Here is a 15,000-nt window from a genome sequence, read left to right as displayed (position 1 = left end):
TCAGAAATAAAACTCCTCTCCTATTGTAAAGGATAATTTCCAATCACACAAGAGATTTCTGTAAATTTCTATTATTTTTTGAAACCGTTTTTTTCTTTCTGTTTTATTTTCCTCATTTTAAGAGCCAAAAAAGAGGTTGGAAATTTCCAACCCGAGACTGTAGACAAACTATTCTTTTTTATAAATCTAATAAATTCTATAAAAAGAAATGTTACTCGTTAGAGTGATTCAATCATCTACTGAAACTTTTCGTCGTGAGAAAAGTACCTGAAACTTAATAGTTTCAGGTACTCGGAATTATTGAGACCTTAGGCTCAATAATTAGTCATGGAACTTCGAAGAAGTTCGCTGACGTCCGTACTCACCTAAGGAAAGTTTCTAAGAAGACTTTGTCTTTCAATCTGGGCGTGGAAAATTTCCAACCTCTCTAGTCTTTGTTCAAATTGCGCAACATCTCATCGATCTTATTCCCGTATTCGATGGATTCGTCTTTCACAAAAGTAAGATCTGGAATCTTGTACAATTTCAGATTCCGACCTAATTCACGCTTGATGGTTCCTGTTGCTTTTTCAAGGCCTGTCTGAGCCTTTTGATTGTCTGAAGCCAAATCACTCATAATTGAATAATACACTTTGGCCATCGACAAATCACCTAGCATTTGAACATCCGTAATGGTGACGCCTTGAACACGCGGGTCACGGACTTTCTTTTGTAAAATCTCGTTGACTTCACGCTTGATTTCCATCCCTACTCGGTCTGTCCGAAAATGACTTGCCATAGGAACTCCTTTCTGCTCTGAGTTTAAAAACTAGGAAATCAGAGGGATCCCTCTTTTTTCCTAGTCAGCATCTTATTTTTTAATTTCTTCCATGATGTAGGCTTCGATGGTATCATCTGTCTTGATATCATTGTAACCTTCAATCATCAATCCACCTTCACGACCATTTGTGATCTCTTTGACATCATCTTTGAAGTGTTTCAAGCTTGCAAGAGCTCCGTCATAGATCACGACACCGTCACGAATGACACGTACTTTGGAATCACGTGTAACCTTACCACTGAGGACCATAAATCCACCGATGGTACCCACTTTAGAGACCTTAAAGGTTTCACGAATAACTGCTTCCCCGATGACTTTCTCTTCGAACTCAGGATCCAACATACCCTTCATGGCATCTTCCATTTCTTCAATCACTTTGTAGATAATTGAGTGAAGACGGATTTCCACCTCGTCAGCTTCAGCTTGTTGACGTGCTTGTGGAGTAGGACGGACGTTAAATCCGATGATGAAGGCATTTGAAGCTTCTGCAAGGGTCACGTCTGATTCGTTGATCGCACCAACTGCTGAGTGAACGATGGTCACTTTCACACCTTCTACTTCAATCTTTTGAAGGGAAGCAGAAAGAGCTTCAACCGAACCTTGTACATCGGCTTTAATGATGACATTAACAGATTTCACTTCCCCAGCCTTCAAGGTATCAAAGAGATTTTCAAGGCTGACGCGGTTGGTTGCTTGACGTTGTTTCATCAGAGCACGTTTGGCACGTTCTTCACCCGCTGCACGCGCAGATTTTTCATCTTCATAAACCGCGAAGTGGTCACCCGCCATTGGCGCTTCATTCAAACCAGTGATAGAAACTGGAGTAGATGGTCCTGCCACCTTCACACGACGTCCAAGGTCATTGGTCATGGCACGGACACGTCCAAAGGTATTTCCGACAACAATTGGGTCTTGAACATTCAAAGTACCTTGTTGAACAAGGAGGGTTGCCACCGCACCTTTTCCTTTATCCAAGCGCGCTTCGATAACAGTACCGATGGCACGAACAGTTGGATCTGCTTTGAGTTCTTGGATTTCAGCCACAAGAAGGACCGTTTCCAAGAGTTCATCGATATTTTGGTTGAACTTAGCTGAGATTTCTACAAACTCAGAATCGCCACCCCACGCAGTTGACATCACTCCATGCTCTGCCAATTCACCAATGACACGCTCTGGATTAGCGCCTGGTTTATCGATCTTGTTAATAGCCACAATGATTGGAACATTGGCAGCTTTTGAGTGGTTGATGGCTTCGATGGTCTGTGGCATCACCCCGTCATCTGCTGCTACAACCAAGATGGTAATATCCGTAACAGATGCACCACGCGCCCGCATAGAAGTAAAGGCCGCGTGTCCAGGTGTATCCAAGAAGGTAATCTTCTTGCCATTTTCCACGATTTGATAAGCCCCGATGTGCTGAGTGATTCCTCCCGCTTCACCTGTTGCTACACGTGAATTACGAAGGGTATCCAAAAGGGTTGTTTTACCGTGGTCAACGTGTCCCATGATGGTGACAACTGGTGGACGCTCTACCAACTCATCTGGATTCAAATAACCATCTTCAACGAAGAAGCGTTCGATATCGGCATTGTCCACTTCAACCTTTTTCTTGGCTTCAATTCCATAATCCACCATCAAGAGCTCAATCGTATCTCCATCCAGCGATTGGTTTTGAGTCGCCATGACTCCCATCATAAAGAGCTTCTTGACGATTTCAGCCGGTTCACGCTTGATGCGTTTTGCGATTTCTGCAACCGTCATTCCATCCGTATACTCAAATTCACTTGGTAATTCATGGAATTTACGCTCTGTTACTGGTTTTGGAGCATCATTACGGTTGTTCTTTCCTTTTTTATTTTTCTTATTGTTATTCCAGTTACTATTTCTCTGATTTCTCACTTGATTTTGACTATTTCGATTCCTTTGTTGTTTTCTTGGACCATCTTCTTCACGATCAAAATCATCGCGTTTCTTATCTGGTCGCGCTTGTTTCTTCCGACGTGTATCGACTTGAGCTGGAGCAGCAGCAACAGCTGGTTTTGTATGGTTCTCAACAGCTGGCTCCTGTACAGGTGCTTTCACTTCTGGTGCTTCTACCCGTTTCCGGCGCTGTTGACGTTCTTGTTCTGCTTTTGCAGCTTGTTGTTTGTAGCGATCTTCACTTCCACGTGCGTACTCAGCATTTTGTTCAGCTTTCAGTGCTGCTGCACGCGCTTTGAAATCAACTTTTGGTGCCACTTGGGGTTGTGCACTACGTCTTTGATCTGGTCGGTTATTGCGACGCTCAGAACCTTGATTTCGTTGTTCATTTCGCTCTTGTGGTCGTTGATTTCGGTTGTCACCATGACGCTGATTGTCCTTGCGATCACGTTTTGGACGATTGTCTTGTTGTTTCCTACGTTCAGCCTGCTCTTTTGCACGCGCTTCTCGTTCCGCTTTAAAGTTACGACTCTTTGGTTTAGCAGCTGGCGTTACTGATTTTGTCTCAGTTGCTCCTTCTTTTTTGACGGGCGCTGCTTCTTTTTTCTCTGCGACAGCCGTTGTCTTGGCAGCCACTTCTGCTACTTTCTTTTCGACTGTTTCTTTTTTCGCTGAAAAGCTCTTGATCAACTTTTCAGCAACATCAGTATCGACACTAGATGCATGACTCTTGACGTCAAAACCTAATTCTTTCGCTCGAGTGACGACTTCCTTACTTTCCTTGCCCAATTCTTTGGCAATTTCGTATAATCTTTTCTTAGACAATTGCTGTCCTCCTCTTCTATTCCATAAGAGACCTCATTTTCTTTGAAAATCCAGCATCTACAACAGCGACGACCTTACGGGCACGTCCAATTGCAGTGCTTAATTCTAGTGTTGAAAACACGGTAGATACTTGAACCTCATAATAGTGACCCTTATCTGTCACCTTTTTTGTCAGGTTACTAGCTGCATCATTTGCCAGAAAAACTAATTTTGCTTTTTCTTCCTGGATTGCTTTGATCACGAGTTCTTCTCCAGAAATGAGTTTTCCTGCTCTTTGCGCCAAGCCCAACAAATTACTTATCTTTTGCTTATTCAAGGCCTAACTCTCTTCTCTTCACCTTATGATCTACATAAGCGATCAATTCATCATAGAAAGCTTCTTCCACTTCCATATTAAAGCTACGATTAAAAACTTTCTTTTTCTTAGCAAGTGCCGCTTCTTCATTGTCTAGCTTGATGTAAGCGCCTCGACCATTGGCTTTGCCAGTTGGATCGATAAAGACTTGTCCTTCTTTATTTTTGACAATGCGGAGCAAATCGCGCTTATCAATAATTTCATTTGAAACGACAGATTTTCTTAAAGGGATTTTTCTTGTTTTTACCATGTTCCCTCCCTCTCTTAATCGACTTGCTCTTCGCCACTTTCTACTTGGTCTTCAAAAGTTTCTTGAGCTGCTTCCATTTCTTCGAACTCACTAGCAGATTTGATATCGATGCGGTAACCAGTCAAATGAGCTGCCAAACGAACGTTTTGACCACGACGACCGATGGCAAGAGATAGTTTATTATCTGGAACCACAACGAGAGCATGTTTGCTATCTTCATCATCAAAAATAACTTGGTCCACTTCTGCAGGAGCGATCGCATTGTAGATAAATTCAGCTGGATCTGGAACCCACTCGATGACATCGATATTTTCTTCTGTCGGAACCATACGGTCTAATTTTTGATCGTATCGAGCTGGGTGGAACTTGCTGGTAATCTTTTTAATATTCGATCCACCACGACCAACAATAGTCCCAATCGCATCTACGTTTGGATTATGGCTACGAACCGCAACTTTTGTACGATCTCCAGCTTCACGCGCTACACTCATAATCTCAACAGTTCCATCATAAACTTCAGGAATTTCTTGTTCCATCAAACGTTTGATCATTTCAGGGTGGCTTCGGCTAACAAAGACATTAACACCACGTGGATTATCTTCTACCTTGTAGACAAAGACTTCAATCCGGTCATGAGATTGGAACACTTCTCCTGGAATTTGATCTTGCTTAGACAATTGAGCTTCGATCGAACCAAGATTGACATAGATAAATCGATTGTCAAAGCGCTCCACCGTTCCACTCATGATTTCATTTTCATGCTCTTTATAAGTGTTATAGGTGATGGTGCGCGTTTGCTTACGCATTTTTTCCATGATCGTTTGTTTGGCAGATTGAGCTGCTACACGACCAAATTCAGCTGGTGCTTCTTCAAACTTGATCTTATCCCCCAACTCATAAGCAGAGCTAATGGCCAAGGCATCCTTCAAGCTGATTTCTAAACGGCTATCAAAGACTTCATCCACCACTTCACGAACCGTATAAACACGGAAATCTCCAGTTTTTTCATTGAATTCAATCGCTGCACTTTCTGATTGTCCATAACGACGGCGATAAGCTGAACGCAATGATTCTGTGACGGCTTCAATGATATCTTCTTTTTTGATCCCTTTGTCTTCTTCCAAAATGCGGAAGGCTTCTAGCATTTCTTTACTCATGTTTTTCTTGCCTCTACTTATAAAGGCATCCTTTCTTTCATTCTGTTACAATTTTACAGCCAACCTTGCTTTGGACACAAGGTTATAAGGAATTTCTACAGTTTTCTTTCGTGTTTTATCCATATACTCAATGGTCAAAACATCCTCTTCAAAACCTACCAAGTTCCCCTCAAAGACCTTTTGCTTTTCAACAGCCTTATACAAGCTGATATTGACATACTTGCCAACAGCTCCCTCGAGTGCTTCCTTGGTTTTCAAAGGTCTCTCCAAGCCAGGACTGGTAACTTCTAAAAAGTACTGTTCTGGAAATGGATCTGGTTTGATTTGATCCAATAGCGGGCTAATGATTTCTGTCAAATCCGCTGTATCATTCAGTGTGATCCCTTCTGGTTTGTCTACGAAAATGCTTAAGACGTAGTCACCACCCATTTTGCCATATTCAACATCGACCAATTCAAATGGTTCTTTTATAGCTGGCTGAATCACTTCTGTTACTAAGTCAACAATCGTTGCGATGGTTGCCACCTCCTCATAGATAAGAGGCGAAGATATTTCCCCGCCTCTCCTTTTCTATTCATTTAAGGTATTATAACACGATTCCCCAATGATTGCAAGGAATATGCTAAAACTGTGCTTCTACACGGTAAATGACCTGTCCTTTACTTGAGAACTTTTTCTCATATTCCGTCATGACATTGCCCTCAAAATCACTAGCATGAAGGTCTAGCCAGACTCCCTTCAAAATCATACCATACTGTGAAAAGCTCACCAAACTGTATTCAAACAGACCTCGATTATCTGTTTTAAAGTGAATCTCCCCATGTTCTGGAAGAATTTGCTTGAAGGTATCCAAGAAGGTCTTGTAAGTCAAGCGACGCTTCTCATGACGTTTCTTAGGCCAAGGATCTGAAAAATTCAGATAGAGTTGATCAATTTCCCCATCTTCAAAATAGTTGGTCAAGCTATCTCCGTCTACCCAAAGCAATTTAATGTTAGGAACATCAGCTTCTAAGACCTTATCTAAAGCATAACTCAAGACCGATTTTTGAATATCAATTCCGATGTAGTTGATCTCTGGATTGGCCTTGGCCATCCCAGTAATAAAGGCCCCTTTCCCGCTGCCCACTTCGATATGAATAGGATGGTCATTCCCAAAAATTTTATGCCACTTTCCCTTGGCATCTTCTGGATTTAGGACCACATATTGCGGATTCGCTTCTAATAATTCAGTCGCTCCCTTGCGATTTCTAACTCTCATATTTCCTTTCCATATTTCAACCGGAAATTGCGCAGAGCATAGATCTCGCGATTGACATTTTCTAAATCATTATTTTCATAGTATTTAGCAATTTGGCACAAGAAAGAGTATTGACCAAACCAATAGAGTTTATCAAATACTTTTTGATTGTACTTGTAGCCATAATAGCCTAACCAATCGCGCCAATTAGAATCTGGGATATAGTGACTCAAGATATGCGCCACATCCAACATCCGGTCTGTCAAACGAACAGAGTCCCAATCGACTAGATAAATCAAGCCGCTCTCTGTCTCAATCCAGTTACTATGACGAACATCTCCGTGGACGATCGTCGCATAATCCTCCCGAAAGGCAGGCACTGTCTTACGTAAATTCTTTACGACTGATTGGATATAGTGGTTCTGACGTAGGGCAATTGGCAACCGGTTACTCCAAGAATTGAGCAATTCTAATGGAGATTCCACAGGATAGCCAAGTTTTTTTAATTGAGTCATCAAAGGTCTAGAACGGTGCAATCTCGTTAAAATATTGACGACTTGTTTTTTCGACATCCCATTTGGCGTGAGAATTTCCCCATTCAACCATTCTTGGGCACTCATCACATTTCCATCTGGCAAGCGTCGACTCCATAACAATTGAGGAGCAATCTGTTCTTTTGCTAGACCCGCAAGGATTGGGGTCGTATTCATTTTTACAAAAACGCGCCCACCATCTGGGTAGGTCCCCATGTAGGCCTTCCCACTCTTCCCAGGAATTGGGGTGAGGCTTAGCTCTTTTTCATTCGAGTCCATCTTTTCCTCCGTAAAAAGTTTCCAATCTATTTTACTAATTTTAACGACTTTCGTCAACCAAGCGCGCCATCTTAAATGGAAGATAGAGTAGGATTAAAGCAACTGTATAAGCCAGTAAGCCTAACAACAGGACTTTATCTGAAATAAAGACCAGGCCAATTCCCCCTTCTATCACCGTTATCATCCCCATGACCAGCTGAATCGTTTTGTTCAACCCTGCCTTTTTACTGCCCCTTTTCATCGGGAAAAGAAGGGTCAACGGTTGGTAATCAAAAGCACTATAAAGCCCCAGTAATTGAAAAATAATTAAGTAATTGAGCAAGGCTACAAGCGCAATCACCACTAGAGGTTGAGGAATAAAGATCATGGCAAGAATGGAAAGAGCCAAGAGCCGTAGGGTCATAGAGAAAATATCTCCATTCCGTAGGAAGGAGCGCATATACAAGTGAAGCCAAGTATTCCCATGTGTTTTGGGAAGAAGCCCCAAGAAACCATCTAAATAAGCTCTTCTTTTGACACTGTTGGTAATGCCTTTCACCGTTGTAAACAAGGCAAAAAAGCGAAGAATCAATTGTTTCCTTGCATTCTCACGAGCAATAGCCAAGGTCCAATTCAAATTTCCATCTTGGTAGAAGCGGGCTTCCTTCCAGCTAAAGACAAGCCCTTTAGCTACCCCTAAAATAAATAAGTAAGCCGTTATTCCAAGTGCATTCACCCCCGTTGCAAGAAGAAGGGGAACAAATAATAGAAGGATAACACTTTGAATCAAAAGCCAAAATACAAAAGACTTCCTGACCTGCCCTTTGATATAGTTTTTTACTTCCTCTTCCTTTACCAAAAGGAATAAGGCATCGGGCTTCTCTAGGTAGGTCGAAATGGAGCCGATCGGAACCAAAAGGAGCAAACCGATCAAGAGACTCCAGCGAATCAAGCTTGTATCTTTGGGTAACTCTTGCAAGAATTGGCTATACTGAACCGACAAAAATCCTATAAAAATCAGCATAAAGAGGACGAAATGATCATTGAGAACATAGCGGCTATATTTTACACATTGAGTTCGAAACGTTTCTTGCCGTTTTTTCATCAACTCTTTCATGCTGTTTCCTCTTCTGTCAAGGTCATGTAGATATCGTTTAGACTCGCTTGCTCATCCCCAAAAGTTAAACGCAGCTCATCTAAGGTGCCTTGTGCTCGGACCTGACCCTTGTGGAGGATCACAAAACCATCACACATCTTTTCAGCTGAATCCAGAACGTGGGTACTCATCAAAATTGATTTTCCTTTTGCCTTTTCATCCGCCAACAATTGAATCAAATCTGCAATCGCAACAGGATCCAATCCCAAAAAGGGTTCATCAACAATATAAAGGCTTGGATCTACTGCATAGGCGCAAATAATCATAACCTTCTGCTTCATCCCCTTTGAAAACTGGGTCGGGAACCAATCTAATTTTTCAGCCAAACGGAAGCGTTCCAACAAAGGCTGGACGCGCACCATGACCTGATCCATATTTAAATCATAAGCCATAGCTACAGTCTCGATATGCTCTCTCAGGGTTAATTCTTCATAAAGACTAGGGGTTTCTGGAATATAACCAATCTTCTTCCGATATTCAGTCGGAGCTTCTGGCAGACTAAGACCATCAATCCGTACCTCCCCAGCATAAGGATGCAGGAGACCAATAATTTCATTAATCGTGGTTGACTTCCCAGCTCCATTTAGTCCAATCAAACCAATCAGTTGGCCATCCGGAACCGAAAAGCTCACCTCTTTCAGGACAGGGATGTTGACATAGCCCCCTGTCAACTTGTTGATTTCTAACATATTTTCTCCGATTTCTGGTATAATGTTCTTATATTATAACAAAATTTAGTCTAAATGAGGTGTATTTATGGTTGATGATTGTATTTTTTGTAAGATTATAGCTGGCGACATTCCTTCATCCAAAGTCTATGAGGACGAGGAGGTCCTCGCATTTTTGGACATCTCTCAGGTTACTCCTGGTCATACGTTAGTCGTTCCAAAAAAACACGCCCGCAACCTCTTAGAGATGGACGAAACTGCCACAGCTCAACTATTTGCACGTGTCTCTAAAGTTGCTAAAAAAGTAGAAGCTGCTACCCAGGCCAAGGGAATGAATATCATCAGTAACATGGAAGAAGTTTCTGGACAAACTGTTTTTCACACCCATGTCCACATTATCCCTCGCTATTCCGCTCAAGATGAACTGGCCATTTCATTTACTGAACACGAACCTAATTTTGAACAATTAGCAGTTCTCGCAGAAACCATCAAAAACAGCTAAGAGGAGACCATATGAAACTCAAAAATCTCTTTTGGTTTGCAACAGGAGCTAGCATTAGCTACCACCTGGTTAAAAACCGCAAAGAAATCAAAACTGAGGTGACTGAATCCAGCCAATTGGTTAAGGGCATTCAAGATAACCTAGCAAAAATCCAACGTAATCTGGATATTATCCAAGACCAAAAGACCAATCTTCAAGAATTGGTAACGGATTTCCAATACAAGACCAAACTCTTTAGCCAGCAAGCAACTGCCTCTCTAAAAGAAATTCAAGACATCTGGCAACCAAGTAAAAACGATTGAGAAAACTCAATCGTTTTTTTCTTATTCCGACGGCGCAGCTGGTGCGACACTGCTCGACTCTGTAGCTGCAGGGGCAACTGGCGTTACTGGTGCGACAGAACTTTGAGGTGTCACCACTCCCGTATCCTGAGTCGATGGTGCAACTGGCAGTTGGTTAAACTCTTGGTAAACAGGTGCTTCCTCAGATGATGCCACTGGCGTATCATTTTGAGAAGAAGCATTCTTCAAATCTTCATCTCCATCCAATAGATAAGCATTGGTTTTCAGTGTTTTGATTTCTTTCTTGCCTAAAGCTTTGCGGATGATATTTTGAATTTTTAAGATATGTTTTGAAGTGACAATCTGGTAGCTACCACCATCTGCTAAGGTTGCATCTTCTCCTTTCAACTGGTACTGATGAATCGTTGAAAGGGCGTCTTTATAGCCGAGCAATTGAAGAAGGCTGTTGCTGTCAAGTGAAATGTTGGTTTGCATATTGTCACTAACAGACTCAATGATTCCTTTATAATGACTCAAACTATTGAGGCTTAATACTTTCTCAACAATCTTTTTGATCACTTCACGTTGACGTTTTTGGCGTCCATAGTCTCCTTCTGGGTCCTGATAACGCATTCGTGAATAAACGAGGGCTTGATCCCCATTAATCTCCTGACGTCCTGGTGCAATCTTAGCCGTATATTCTGGCTCATTTTCCTCGATCGAGATATCAAAGTCAAATGGATTGTTGACCGTAATGCCACCAACCTTATCCACTAATTGAACCAATCCCTTCATATTGATCATGACATAACGGTCAATATGGATATTCAAGAGATCCTGAATGGTTTTAATGGCTAACTTGGCACCACCTTGAGCATATGCCGAATTCAATTTTGCTTGGACTGTTTCGCCATCTGAAGTAATATTGGTTAAAATATCTCTTTCCAAGCTAGTCATGGTTGTTTCTTTGGTTTGAGGATTAACAGTCACCAAAATCATGGTATCACTATTTCCGGCCCAAGGATCTTCCCGAGAACCGCTACCTGTATCAACCCCCATCAAAAGGATAGTCATCGGCTTGTTTTCTGCAATGACATTGGTCTCATTTCCAAAGCCTTTATAGGTCTTACTGAGAGTCCCAGTCGTTTGGTTTAGGATGGTAAGGCCATAGGCCCCAATCCCAATCACTGTTACCGTCAATAAGCTCAAAAACATCAAAATAATTTTTTTAACCATTTAGAATCTCTCTCTAATCTATCAGTTTCCCCATAAGGTAAACATCTAAGAATTCTCCTTCAGCTGAACAAGCTCCACGAGCTTGACAACCTTCGATCTCAAAACCTAACTTTTTATACAGGTGAACTGCTCGTTCATTGCGCACTTGGACATTCAAGACTAGTTTCCTAAGAACACCCGTCGAGTGCGCCCACTCAATTCCTTCTTCCAACAAGATCTGTCCAAGCCCTTGATTCCAATAAGCTTTTTGAACCACAATAAAGACATCACCAATATGCCGAACAGACCGTTGAGAAGCTGCAGTGATATTTAACAAAGCTGCCAGTTCCTGATCTAGAAATAGCAAGAGGCAAATCCGATTTTCCGCCATTTCTTGCACCATTAGAAATTGCTCCATGTCTGCTGGAGACATGCCAATTCCAGCTTCATCTAGCGTCATGTAATCTGACTCTTTCCCAACTTGATTTAAGAAATCAACGACAAGAGCCGCGTCTGCACTGTCAGCTTGCCGAATCTCTACTGTCACTTCCTTTTCCTTAGTCATCGGTTTTTTCCACCTGCTCAAAGGATGCCAGTAAAGCTTCTGCACGCGCTCCATGAGCTTCAAAAGCTAACTCTCGCCCATCTTCTAATTTTCGGATAAAAATTTTTAGATAAGCATCCGAGAGACTCGGCTCAATCAGCTCTCCCCATTCAATAATGGTAGCACCATCTCCAAATAGGAAATCATCTAAATCAATAGAATCTGGATCATTCCCAATCCGGTAAACATCCAAATGGTATAAAGGCAAGCGGCCTTCGTATTCACGAACAATGGTATAGGTCGGGCTTTTAATCATCTGATCAATCCCTAACCCCTTTGCAATTCCTTTGGTAAAGGTCGTTTTTCCTGCTCCTAGATCACCTGATAAGATAATCACGTCTTGCTTTTCTAAGAGTTTTCCTAGCTGTTTTCCTAGAGCGATCAGCTCCGTTTCATTATGACTAATCATTTCTCTATTATACCAAACTTTTTAAAAATCTGCTCTTTCTTTTAGAAATTGTTCGACTCCGGTTTGTTTTTTAGATAGATAGACAAACTATTTTAAAGTAATATAAGTTAAGTGATTCTGCAAAAAAATAAATTTGAGTTCCAATTTTTAAATCGATTTAAGAAAATACTGAAACTTTCCGCTGTGAGAAAAGTGCCTGAAACAATAACGTTTCAGGCACTCGGAATTATTGAGACCTTAGGCTCAATAATTAGTCATGGAACTTCAAAGAAGTTCGCTGACGTCCGTACTCACCTAAGGAATATTTTTAGTATAACTTTGTCTTCAATCTGAAAGGAATGGGAGTCACCCCATTCCTTTTTAAATATTTCCCTGATACTTAATTCAAGGCCATGCTAACGTAGTTTAAAATAAAGAGAACATCTAGGATCCAAATCATGCTGTGCACTTCTTTGGCTTGTCCTTTAACCACTTTCACCAAGCTATATGTGATAAATCCAGCAGCGATCCCTTGAGTAATCGAGTAGCTGAAGCCCATAAAGATAGAGGTGAAGAAGGCAGGAACTGCTTCTGACATATCTTCCCAATGGATATTTTTCAAGCCACTCAACATCATGATCCCAACAACAATCAAAATTGGAGCTGTAGCAGCGGTCGGTACAATCGCCAACAAAGGACTAAAGAGACTTGAAATAGCAAAACAGATCGCTACAACCAAGGCTGTCAAACCAGTGCGTCCACCAGCTCCAATACCAGCTGCAGATTCAACATACGTCGTTACGTTTGAAGTTCCTGCAATAGCACCGACTGAAGTCGCTACAAGGTCTGAATAGAGGGCCTTATCTAATTTCGCTGATTGATGGTTTTCCCCATTTGTCGCAACAATCCCAACTTTTTCACCCGTACCGATTAAAGTTCCAATTGTATCAAAAATATCCGTCAAGGAGAAGGCTAAGATGGCCATTAAGGTCTCAGGCAAACGAGACGTATTGGAAATCAAAGAACCCAATCCTTTTGATCCCAAAGCTTGACCAAAGATCGTGCCTAAATCATTAAAGGCAGCTCCTAGATGATTACTTGCAAAGTCAATTTTAGTGATATCAACAACATGGATGAGAATTCCAAGCACAGTCGTCACCAAGATGGAAAGGATAATCCCTCCCTTAATCCCTTTGACAACAAAGAAAATGGTAATCGCAAGACCAACAAGGGCCAAGAGGACAGCTGGATTGTTAAAATCAACCAATCCTGGAACAGCAGATGCATTGGCTGAAATCGTTGCATTTGCCTTATCTGCTCCTTCCCCGACCACTGTATAAGTATGAGGGTCAATCGTGAATTTCAAAAATCCTGCATTCTTAATCCCAACATAGGCCAAGAAAATCCCGATCCCCGCTGAAATAGCAGACCGAAGAGCAGTCGGAATTGATTCGATGATCATCTTCCGGACATTTGTCAATGTGATAATCAATGAAATCACACCACAAATGAAGACCATTCCCAAAGCTTCCTGCCATGAGTAGCCCATACCAAATACAACGGTAAAGGTAAAGAAGGCATTCAAGCCCATCCCAGGTGCTTGTGCATAAGGTAAATTGGCATAAAAAGCCATCATCAAGGTCCCGACAACGGATCCAATAATCGTTGCAAGGAAGACTCCTTGAGCTGGCATACCTGTTTGTGACAACATTTGAGGGTTTACGAAGAGGATATAACTCATCGCAAAAAAGGTTGTCAAACCAGCAAGAACCTCTGTTCGAACAGTGGTCCCATGTTCTGAAAGTTTAAAAAACTTATCCATTTCAGAATAAACTCCTTTTTCATCATTCTCGCTCCCAATCAATTTGCGAACGTTATTTCTATTTTACCAAAAGATCTTTCGCCTTTCAAGAAATCCTACTTCTCTTCTCGATTTTTGAGCGCTTTTCCGATTTTTCTGATATAATGGTCTCATTCTTCTCGAAAGGAACTGAATTATGCATAAAAAGATGATCGCTCTAGATTTAGACGGCACCCTCTTAAATTCCGAAAGCAAATTGAGCGACTTTACTATTGATACGATTAAAAAAATTAGTGCTCTTGGCCATAAAGTTATTATTACAACAGGCCGCCCCTACCGTATGGCGCACACCTATTACAAACAGCTAGAGCTAGATACTCCGATGATCAATTTTAACGGCTCCCTAACGCATCTCCCTGAGAAAAAATGGGCGGATGAACAATGTTTGACTTTAGATAAAAAATACCTGTTAGATATGGTCGCTAACCGAGACACCATCCAAGCGGACTTTATCGCTGGCGAATACCGCAATAAATTCTTTATTACCGATCCAAATGAGCACGTTGCAGATCCTAAACTATTCGGTATTGAATCTTTCCAACCAGAAAATCAATTCAATCCCAAACGGGTAACGAGCGACCCAAACTGTATCCTCTTTCAAACGAAAGCGGAAGACAAATATGCTCTGGCAGATGAAATGAATCGGCATTATGACTACAATCTGTCTATCAATACTTGGGGTGGTCCCTTAAATATTCTGGAATGCAATCCAAAAAATGTGACCAAAGCTTCTGCTCTGACCTACCTTCTGGATAAACTCAATATGGATCAGAAGGATTTGATTGCCTTTGGAGACGAGCACAACGATACCGACATGCTAGCTCTCGCTGGTCATGGATACGCTATGAAAAATGCCAGCTCCGTCCTTCTCCCATATGCAGACTCCATCACAGATTTCACCAATAACGAAGACGGTGTAGCGCGCCAACTCATTCAATTATTCTTATAATAGGAACAGACATGAGTTATC

At 41.6% G+C, this 15,000-nt stretch carries 16 protein-coding genes and 2 pseudogenes; 3 read left to right on the top strand and 15 right to left on the bottom strand.

All coding sequences use genetic code 11. From position 1 onward, the window contains the following. Window positions 1-427: 427 nt before the first annotated feature. From rbfA to ACESR9_RS07015, 11 genes and pseudogenes are all read right to left on the bottom strand, one after another. On the bottom strand, window positions 428-778 hold the full coding sequence (gene rbfA / locus ACESR9_RS07065; protein ID WP_003003976.1) for a 30S ribosome-binding factor RbfA: 351 nt from the start codon (window positions 776-778) through the stop codon (window positions 428-430). A 72-nt stretch (window positions 779-850) separates the two neighbouring features. Beyond that, window positions 851-3,343 (bottom strand): annotated as a pseudogene (gene infB / locus ACESR9_RS07060) (translation initiation factor IF-2); the annotation flags it as partial. A 98-nt stretch (window positions 3,344-3,441) separates the two neighbouring features. Further along, window positions 3,442-3,565 (bottom strand): annotated as a pseudogene (locus ACESR9_RS07055) (translation initiation factor IF-2 N-terminal domain-containing protein); the annotation flags it as partial. A 16-nt stretch (window positions 3,566-3,581) separates the two neighbouring features. Further along, complete coding sequence (locus tag ACESR9_RS07050; protein ID WP_003010399.1) at window positions 3,582-3,881, bottom strand: YlxQ-related RNA-binding protein; 300 nt, start codon at window positions 3,879-3,881, stop codon at window positions 3,582-3,584. Then, entirely contained in the window at window positions 3,874-4,170 is a 297-nt protein-coding gene (gene rnpM / locus ACESR9_RS07045) for an RNase P modulator RnpM (protein WP_003010401.1), read from the bottom strand. Before rnpM ends, ACESR9_RS07050 begins: the two co-directional genes overlap by 8 nt. A gap of 14 nt (window positions 4,171-4,184) precedes the next feature. Continuing rightward, window positions 4,185-5,327, bottom strand: a complete 1,143-nt coding sequence (gene nusA / locus ACESR9_RS07040; RefSeq protein WP_003010402.1) for a transcription termination factor NusA — start codon at window positions 5,325-5,327, stop codon at window positions 4,185-4,187. A gap of 45 nt (window positions 5,328-5,372) precedes the next feature. Beyond that, window positions 5,373-5,852, bottom strand: a complete 480-nt coding sequence (gene rimP, locus ACESR9_RS07035; RefSeq protein WP_021154518.1) for a ribosome maturation factor RimP — start codon at window positions 5,850-5,852, stop codon at window positions 5,373-5,375. 97 nt (window positions 5,853-5,949) lie between these two features. Beyond that, a complete protein-coding gene (gene trmB, locus ACESR9_RS07030) occupies window positions 5,950-6,585 on the bottom strand; it encodes a tRNA (guanosine(46)-N7)-methyltransferase TrmB (protein WP_373106181.1) in 636 nt (211 codons plus the stop codon). After that, a complete protein-coding gene (gene ccrZ / locus ACESR9_RS07025) occupies window positions 6,582-7,376 on the bottom strand; it encodes a cell cycle regulator CcrZ (protein WP_003003852.1) in 795 nt (264 codons plus the stop codon). The genes trmB and ccrZ overlap by 4 nt, the downstream gene beginning before the upstream one ends. A gap of 40 nt (window positions 7,377-7,416) precedes the next feature. Then, window positions 7,417-8,472 carry an ABC transporter permease gene (locus tag ACESR9_RS07020; RefSeq protein ID WP_373106180.1) on the bottom strand — a complete coding sequence of 352 codons (1,056 nt, stop codon included), beginning with the start codon at window positions 8,470-8,472 and terminating at the stop codon, window positions 7,417-7,419. Next, the gene (locus tag ACESR9_RS07015; protein ID WP_254728491.1) at window positions 8,469-9,200 is read right to left on the bottom strand and encodes an ABC transporter ATP-binding protein; all 732 of its coding nucleotides are present in this window, start codon (window positions 9,198-9,200) and stop codon (window positions 8,469-8,471) included. The genes ACESR9_RS07020 and ACESR9_RS07015 overlap by 4 nt, the downstream gene beginning before the upstream one ends. 67 nt (window positions 9,201-9,267) lie before the next feature. Between ACESR9_RS07015 and ACESR9_RS07010 the strand changes: the two genes are divergently transcribed. Then, on the top strand, window positions 9,268-9,681 hold the full coding sequence (locus ACESR9_RS07010) for an HIT family protein (protein ID WP_373106179.1): 414 nt from the start codon (window positions 9,268-9,270) through the stop codon (window positions 9,679-9,681). An 11-nt stretch (window positions 9,682-9,692) separates the two neighbouring features. After that, a complete protein-coding gene (locus ACESR9_RS07005) occupies window positions 9,693-9,983 on the top strand; it encodes a hypothetical protein (protein ID WP_003012641.1) in 291 nt (96 codons plus the stop codon). 21 nt (window positions 9,984-10,004) lie between these two features. On the opposite strand, the gene lytR is transcribed toward ACESR9_RS07005, so the two are convergent. The 4 genes from lytR to ACESR9_RS06985 form a co-directional block, all read right to left on the bottom strand. Further along, window positions 10,005-11,198: a glycopolymer--peptidoglycan transferase LytR gene (gene lytR / locus ACESR9_RS07000; RefSeq protein ID WP_049515148.1), complete on the bottom strand. Its 1,194-nt coding sequence runs from the start codon at window positions 11,196-11,198 to the stop codon at window positions 10,005-10,007. A 13-nt stretch (window positions 11,199-11,211) separates the two neighbouring features. Then, the gene (locus ACESR9_RS06995; protein ID WP_373106178.1) at window positions 11,212-11,742 is read right to left on the bottom strand and encodes a GNAT family N-acetyltransferase; all 531 of its coding nucleotides are present in this window, start codon (window positions 11,740-11,742) and stop codon (window positions 11,212-11,214) included. Next, window positions 11,735-12,190: a tRNA (adenosine(37)-N6)-threonylcarbamoyltransferase complex ATPase subunit type 1 TsaE gene (gene tsaE / locus ACESR9_RS06990; protein ID WP_031575203.1), complete on the bottom strand. Its 456-nt coding sequence runs from the start codon at window positions 12,188-12,190 to the stop codon at window positions 11,735-11,737. The genes ACESR9_RS06995 and tsaE overlap by 8 nt, the downstream gene beginning before the upstream one ends. Window positions 12,191-12,569: 379 nt before the next feature. Then, on the bottom strand, window positions 12,570-13,991 hold the full coding sequence (locus ACESR9_RS06985; RefSeq protein WP_049522745.1) for an NCS2 family permease: 1,422 nt from the start codon (window positions 13,989-13,991) through the stop codon (window positions 12,570-12,572). 175 nt (window positions 13,992-14,166) lie between these two features. Between ACESR9_RS06985 and ACESR9_RS06980 the strand changes: the two genes are divergently transcribed. Beyond that, window positions 14,167-14,979 (top strand): Cof-type HAD-IIB family hydrolase, encoded by an 813-nt coding sequence (locus tag ACESR9_RS06980; RefSeq protein ID WP_070664898.1) that lies wholly within the window; start codon window positions 14,167-14,169, stop codon window positions 14,977-14,979. The last annotated feature ends 21 nt before the right edge of the window (window positions 14,980-15,000 follow it).

Origin of the sequence: Streptococcus parasanguinis (genome assembly GCF_964238605.1) — a bacterium.
Classification (GTDB): Bacteria; Bacillota; Bacilli; order Lactobacillales; family Streptococcaceae; genus Streptococcus; species Streptococcus parasanguinis_AJ.
This window is presented reverse-complemented; position numbering and strand designations above follow the sequence as displayed.

Bases quoted from the DNA above. Each gene is read 5' to 3' on its own strand.
- rbfA (WP_003003976.1), bottom strand. From the start codon at position 778: ATGGCAAGTCATTTTCGGACAGACCGAGTAGGGATGGAAATCAAGCGT.
- rnpM (WP_003010401.1), bottom strand. From the start codon at position 4,170: ATGGTAAAAACAAGAAAAATCCCTTTAAGAAAATCTGTCGTTTCAAAT.
- nusA (WP_003010402.1), bottom strand. From the start codon at position 5,327: ATGAGTAAAGAAATGCTAGAAGCCTTCCGCATTTTGGAAGAAGACAAA.
- trmB (WP_373106181.1), bottom strand. From the start codon at position 6,585: ATGAGAGTTAGAAATCGCAAGGGAGCGACTGAATTATTAGAAGCGAAT.
- ccrZ (WP_003003852.1), bottom strand. From the start codon at position 7,376: ATGGACTCGAATGAAAAAGAGCTAAGCCTCACCCCAATTCCTGGGAAG.
- ACESR9_RS07020 (WP_373106180.1), bottom strand. From the start codon at position 8,472: ATGAAAGAGTTGATGAAAAAACGGCAAGAAACGTTTCGAACTCAATGT.
- ACESR9_RS07015 (WP_254728491.1), bottom strand. From the start codon at position 9,200: ATGTTAGAAATCAACAAGTTGACAGGGGGCTATGTCAACATCCCTGTC.
- ACESR9_RS07010 (WP_373106179.1), top strand. From the start codon at position 9,268: ATGGTTGATGATTGTATTTTTTGTAAGATTATAGCTGGCGACATTCCT.
- ACESR9_RS07005 (WP_003012641.1), top strand. From the start codon at position 9,693: ATGAAACTCAAAAATCTCTTTTGGTTTGCAACAGGAGCTAGCATTAGC.
- lytR (WP_049515148.1), bottom strand. From the start codon at position 11,198: ATGGTTAAAAAAATTATTTTGATGTTTTTGAGCTTATTGACGGTAACA.
- ACESR9_RS06995 (WP_373106178.1), bottom strand. From the start codon at position 11,742: ATGACTAAGGAAAAGGAAGTGACAGTAGAGATTCGGCAAGCTGACAGT.
- tsaE (WP_031575203.1), bottom strand. From the start codon at position 12,190: ATGATTAGTCATAATGAAACGGAGCTGATCGCTCTAGGAAAACAGCTA.
- ACESR9_RS06985 (WP_049522745.1), bottom strand. From the start codon at position 13,991: ATGGATAAGTTTTTTAAACTTTCAGAACATGGGACCACTGTTCGAACA.
- ACESR9_RS06980 (WP_070664898.1), top strand. From the start codon at position 14,167: ATGCATAAAAAGATGATCGCTCTAGATTTAGACGGCACCCTCTTAAAT.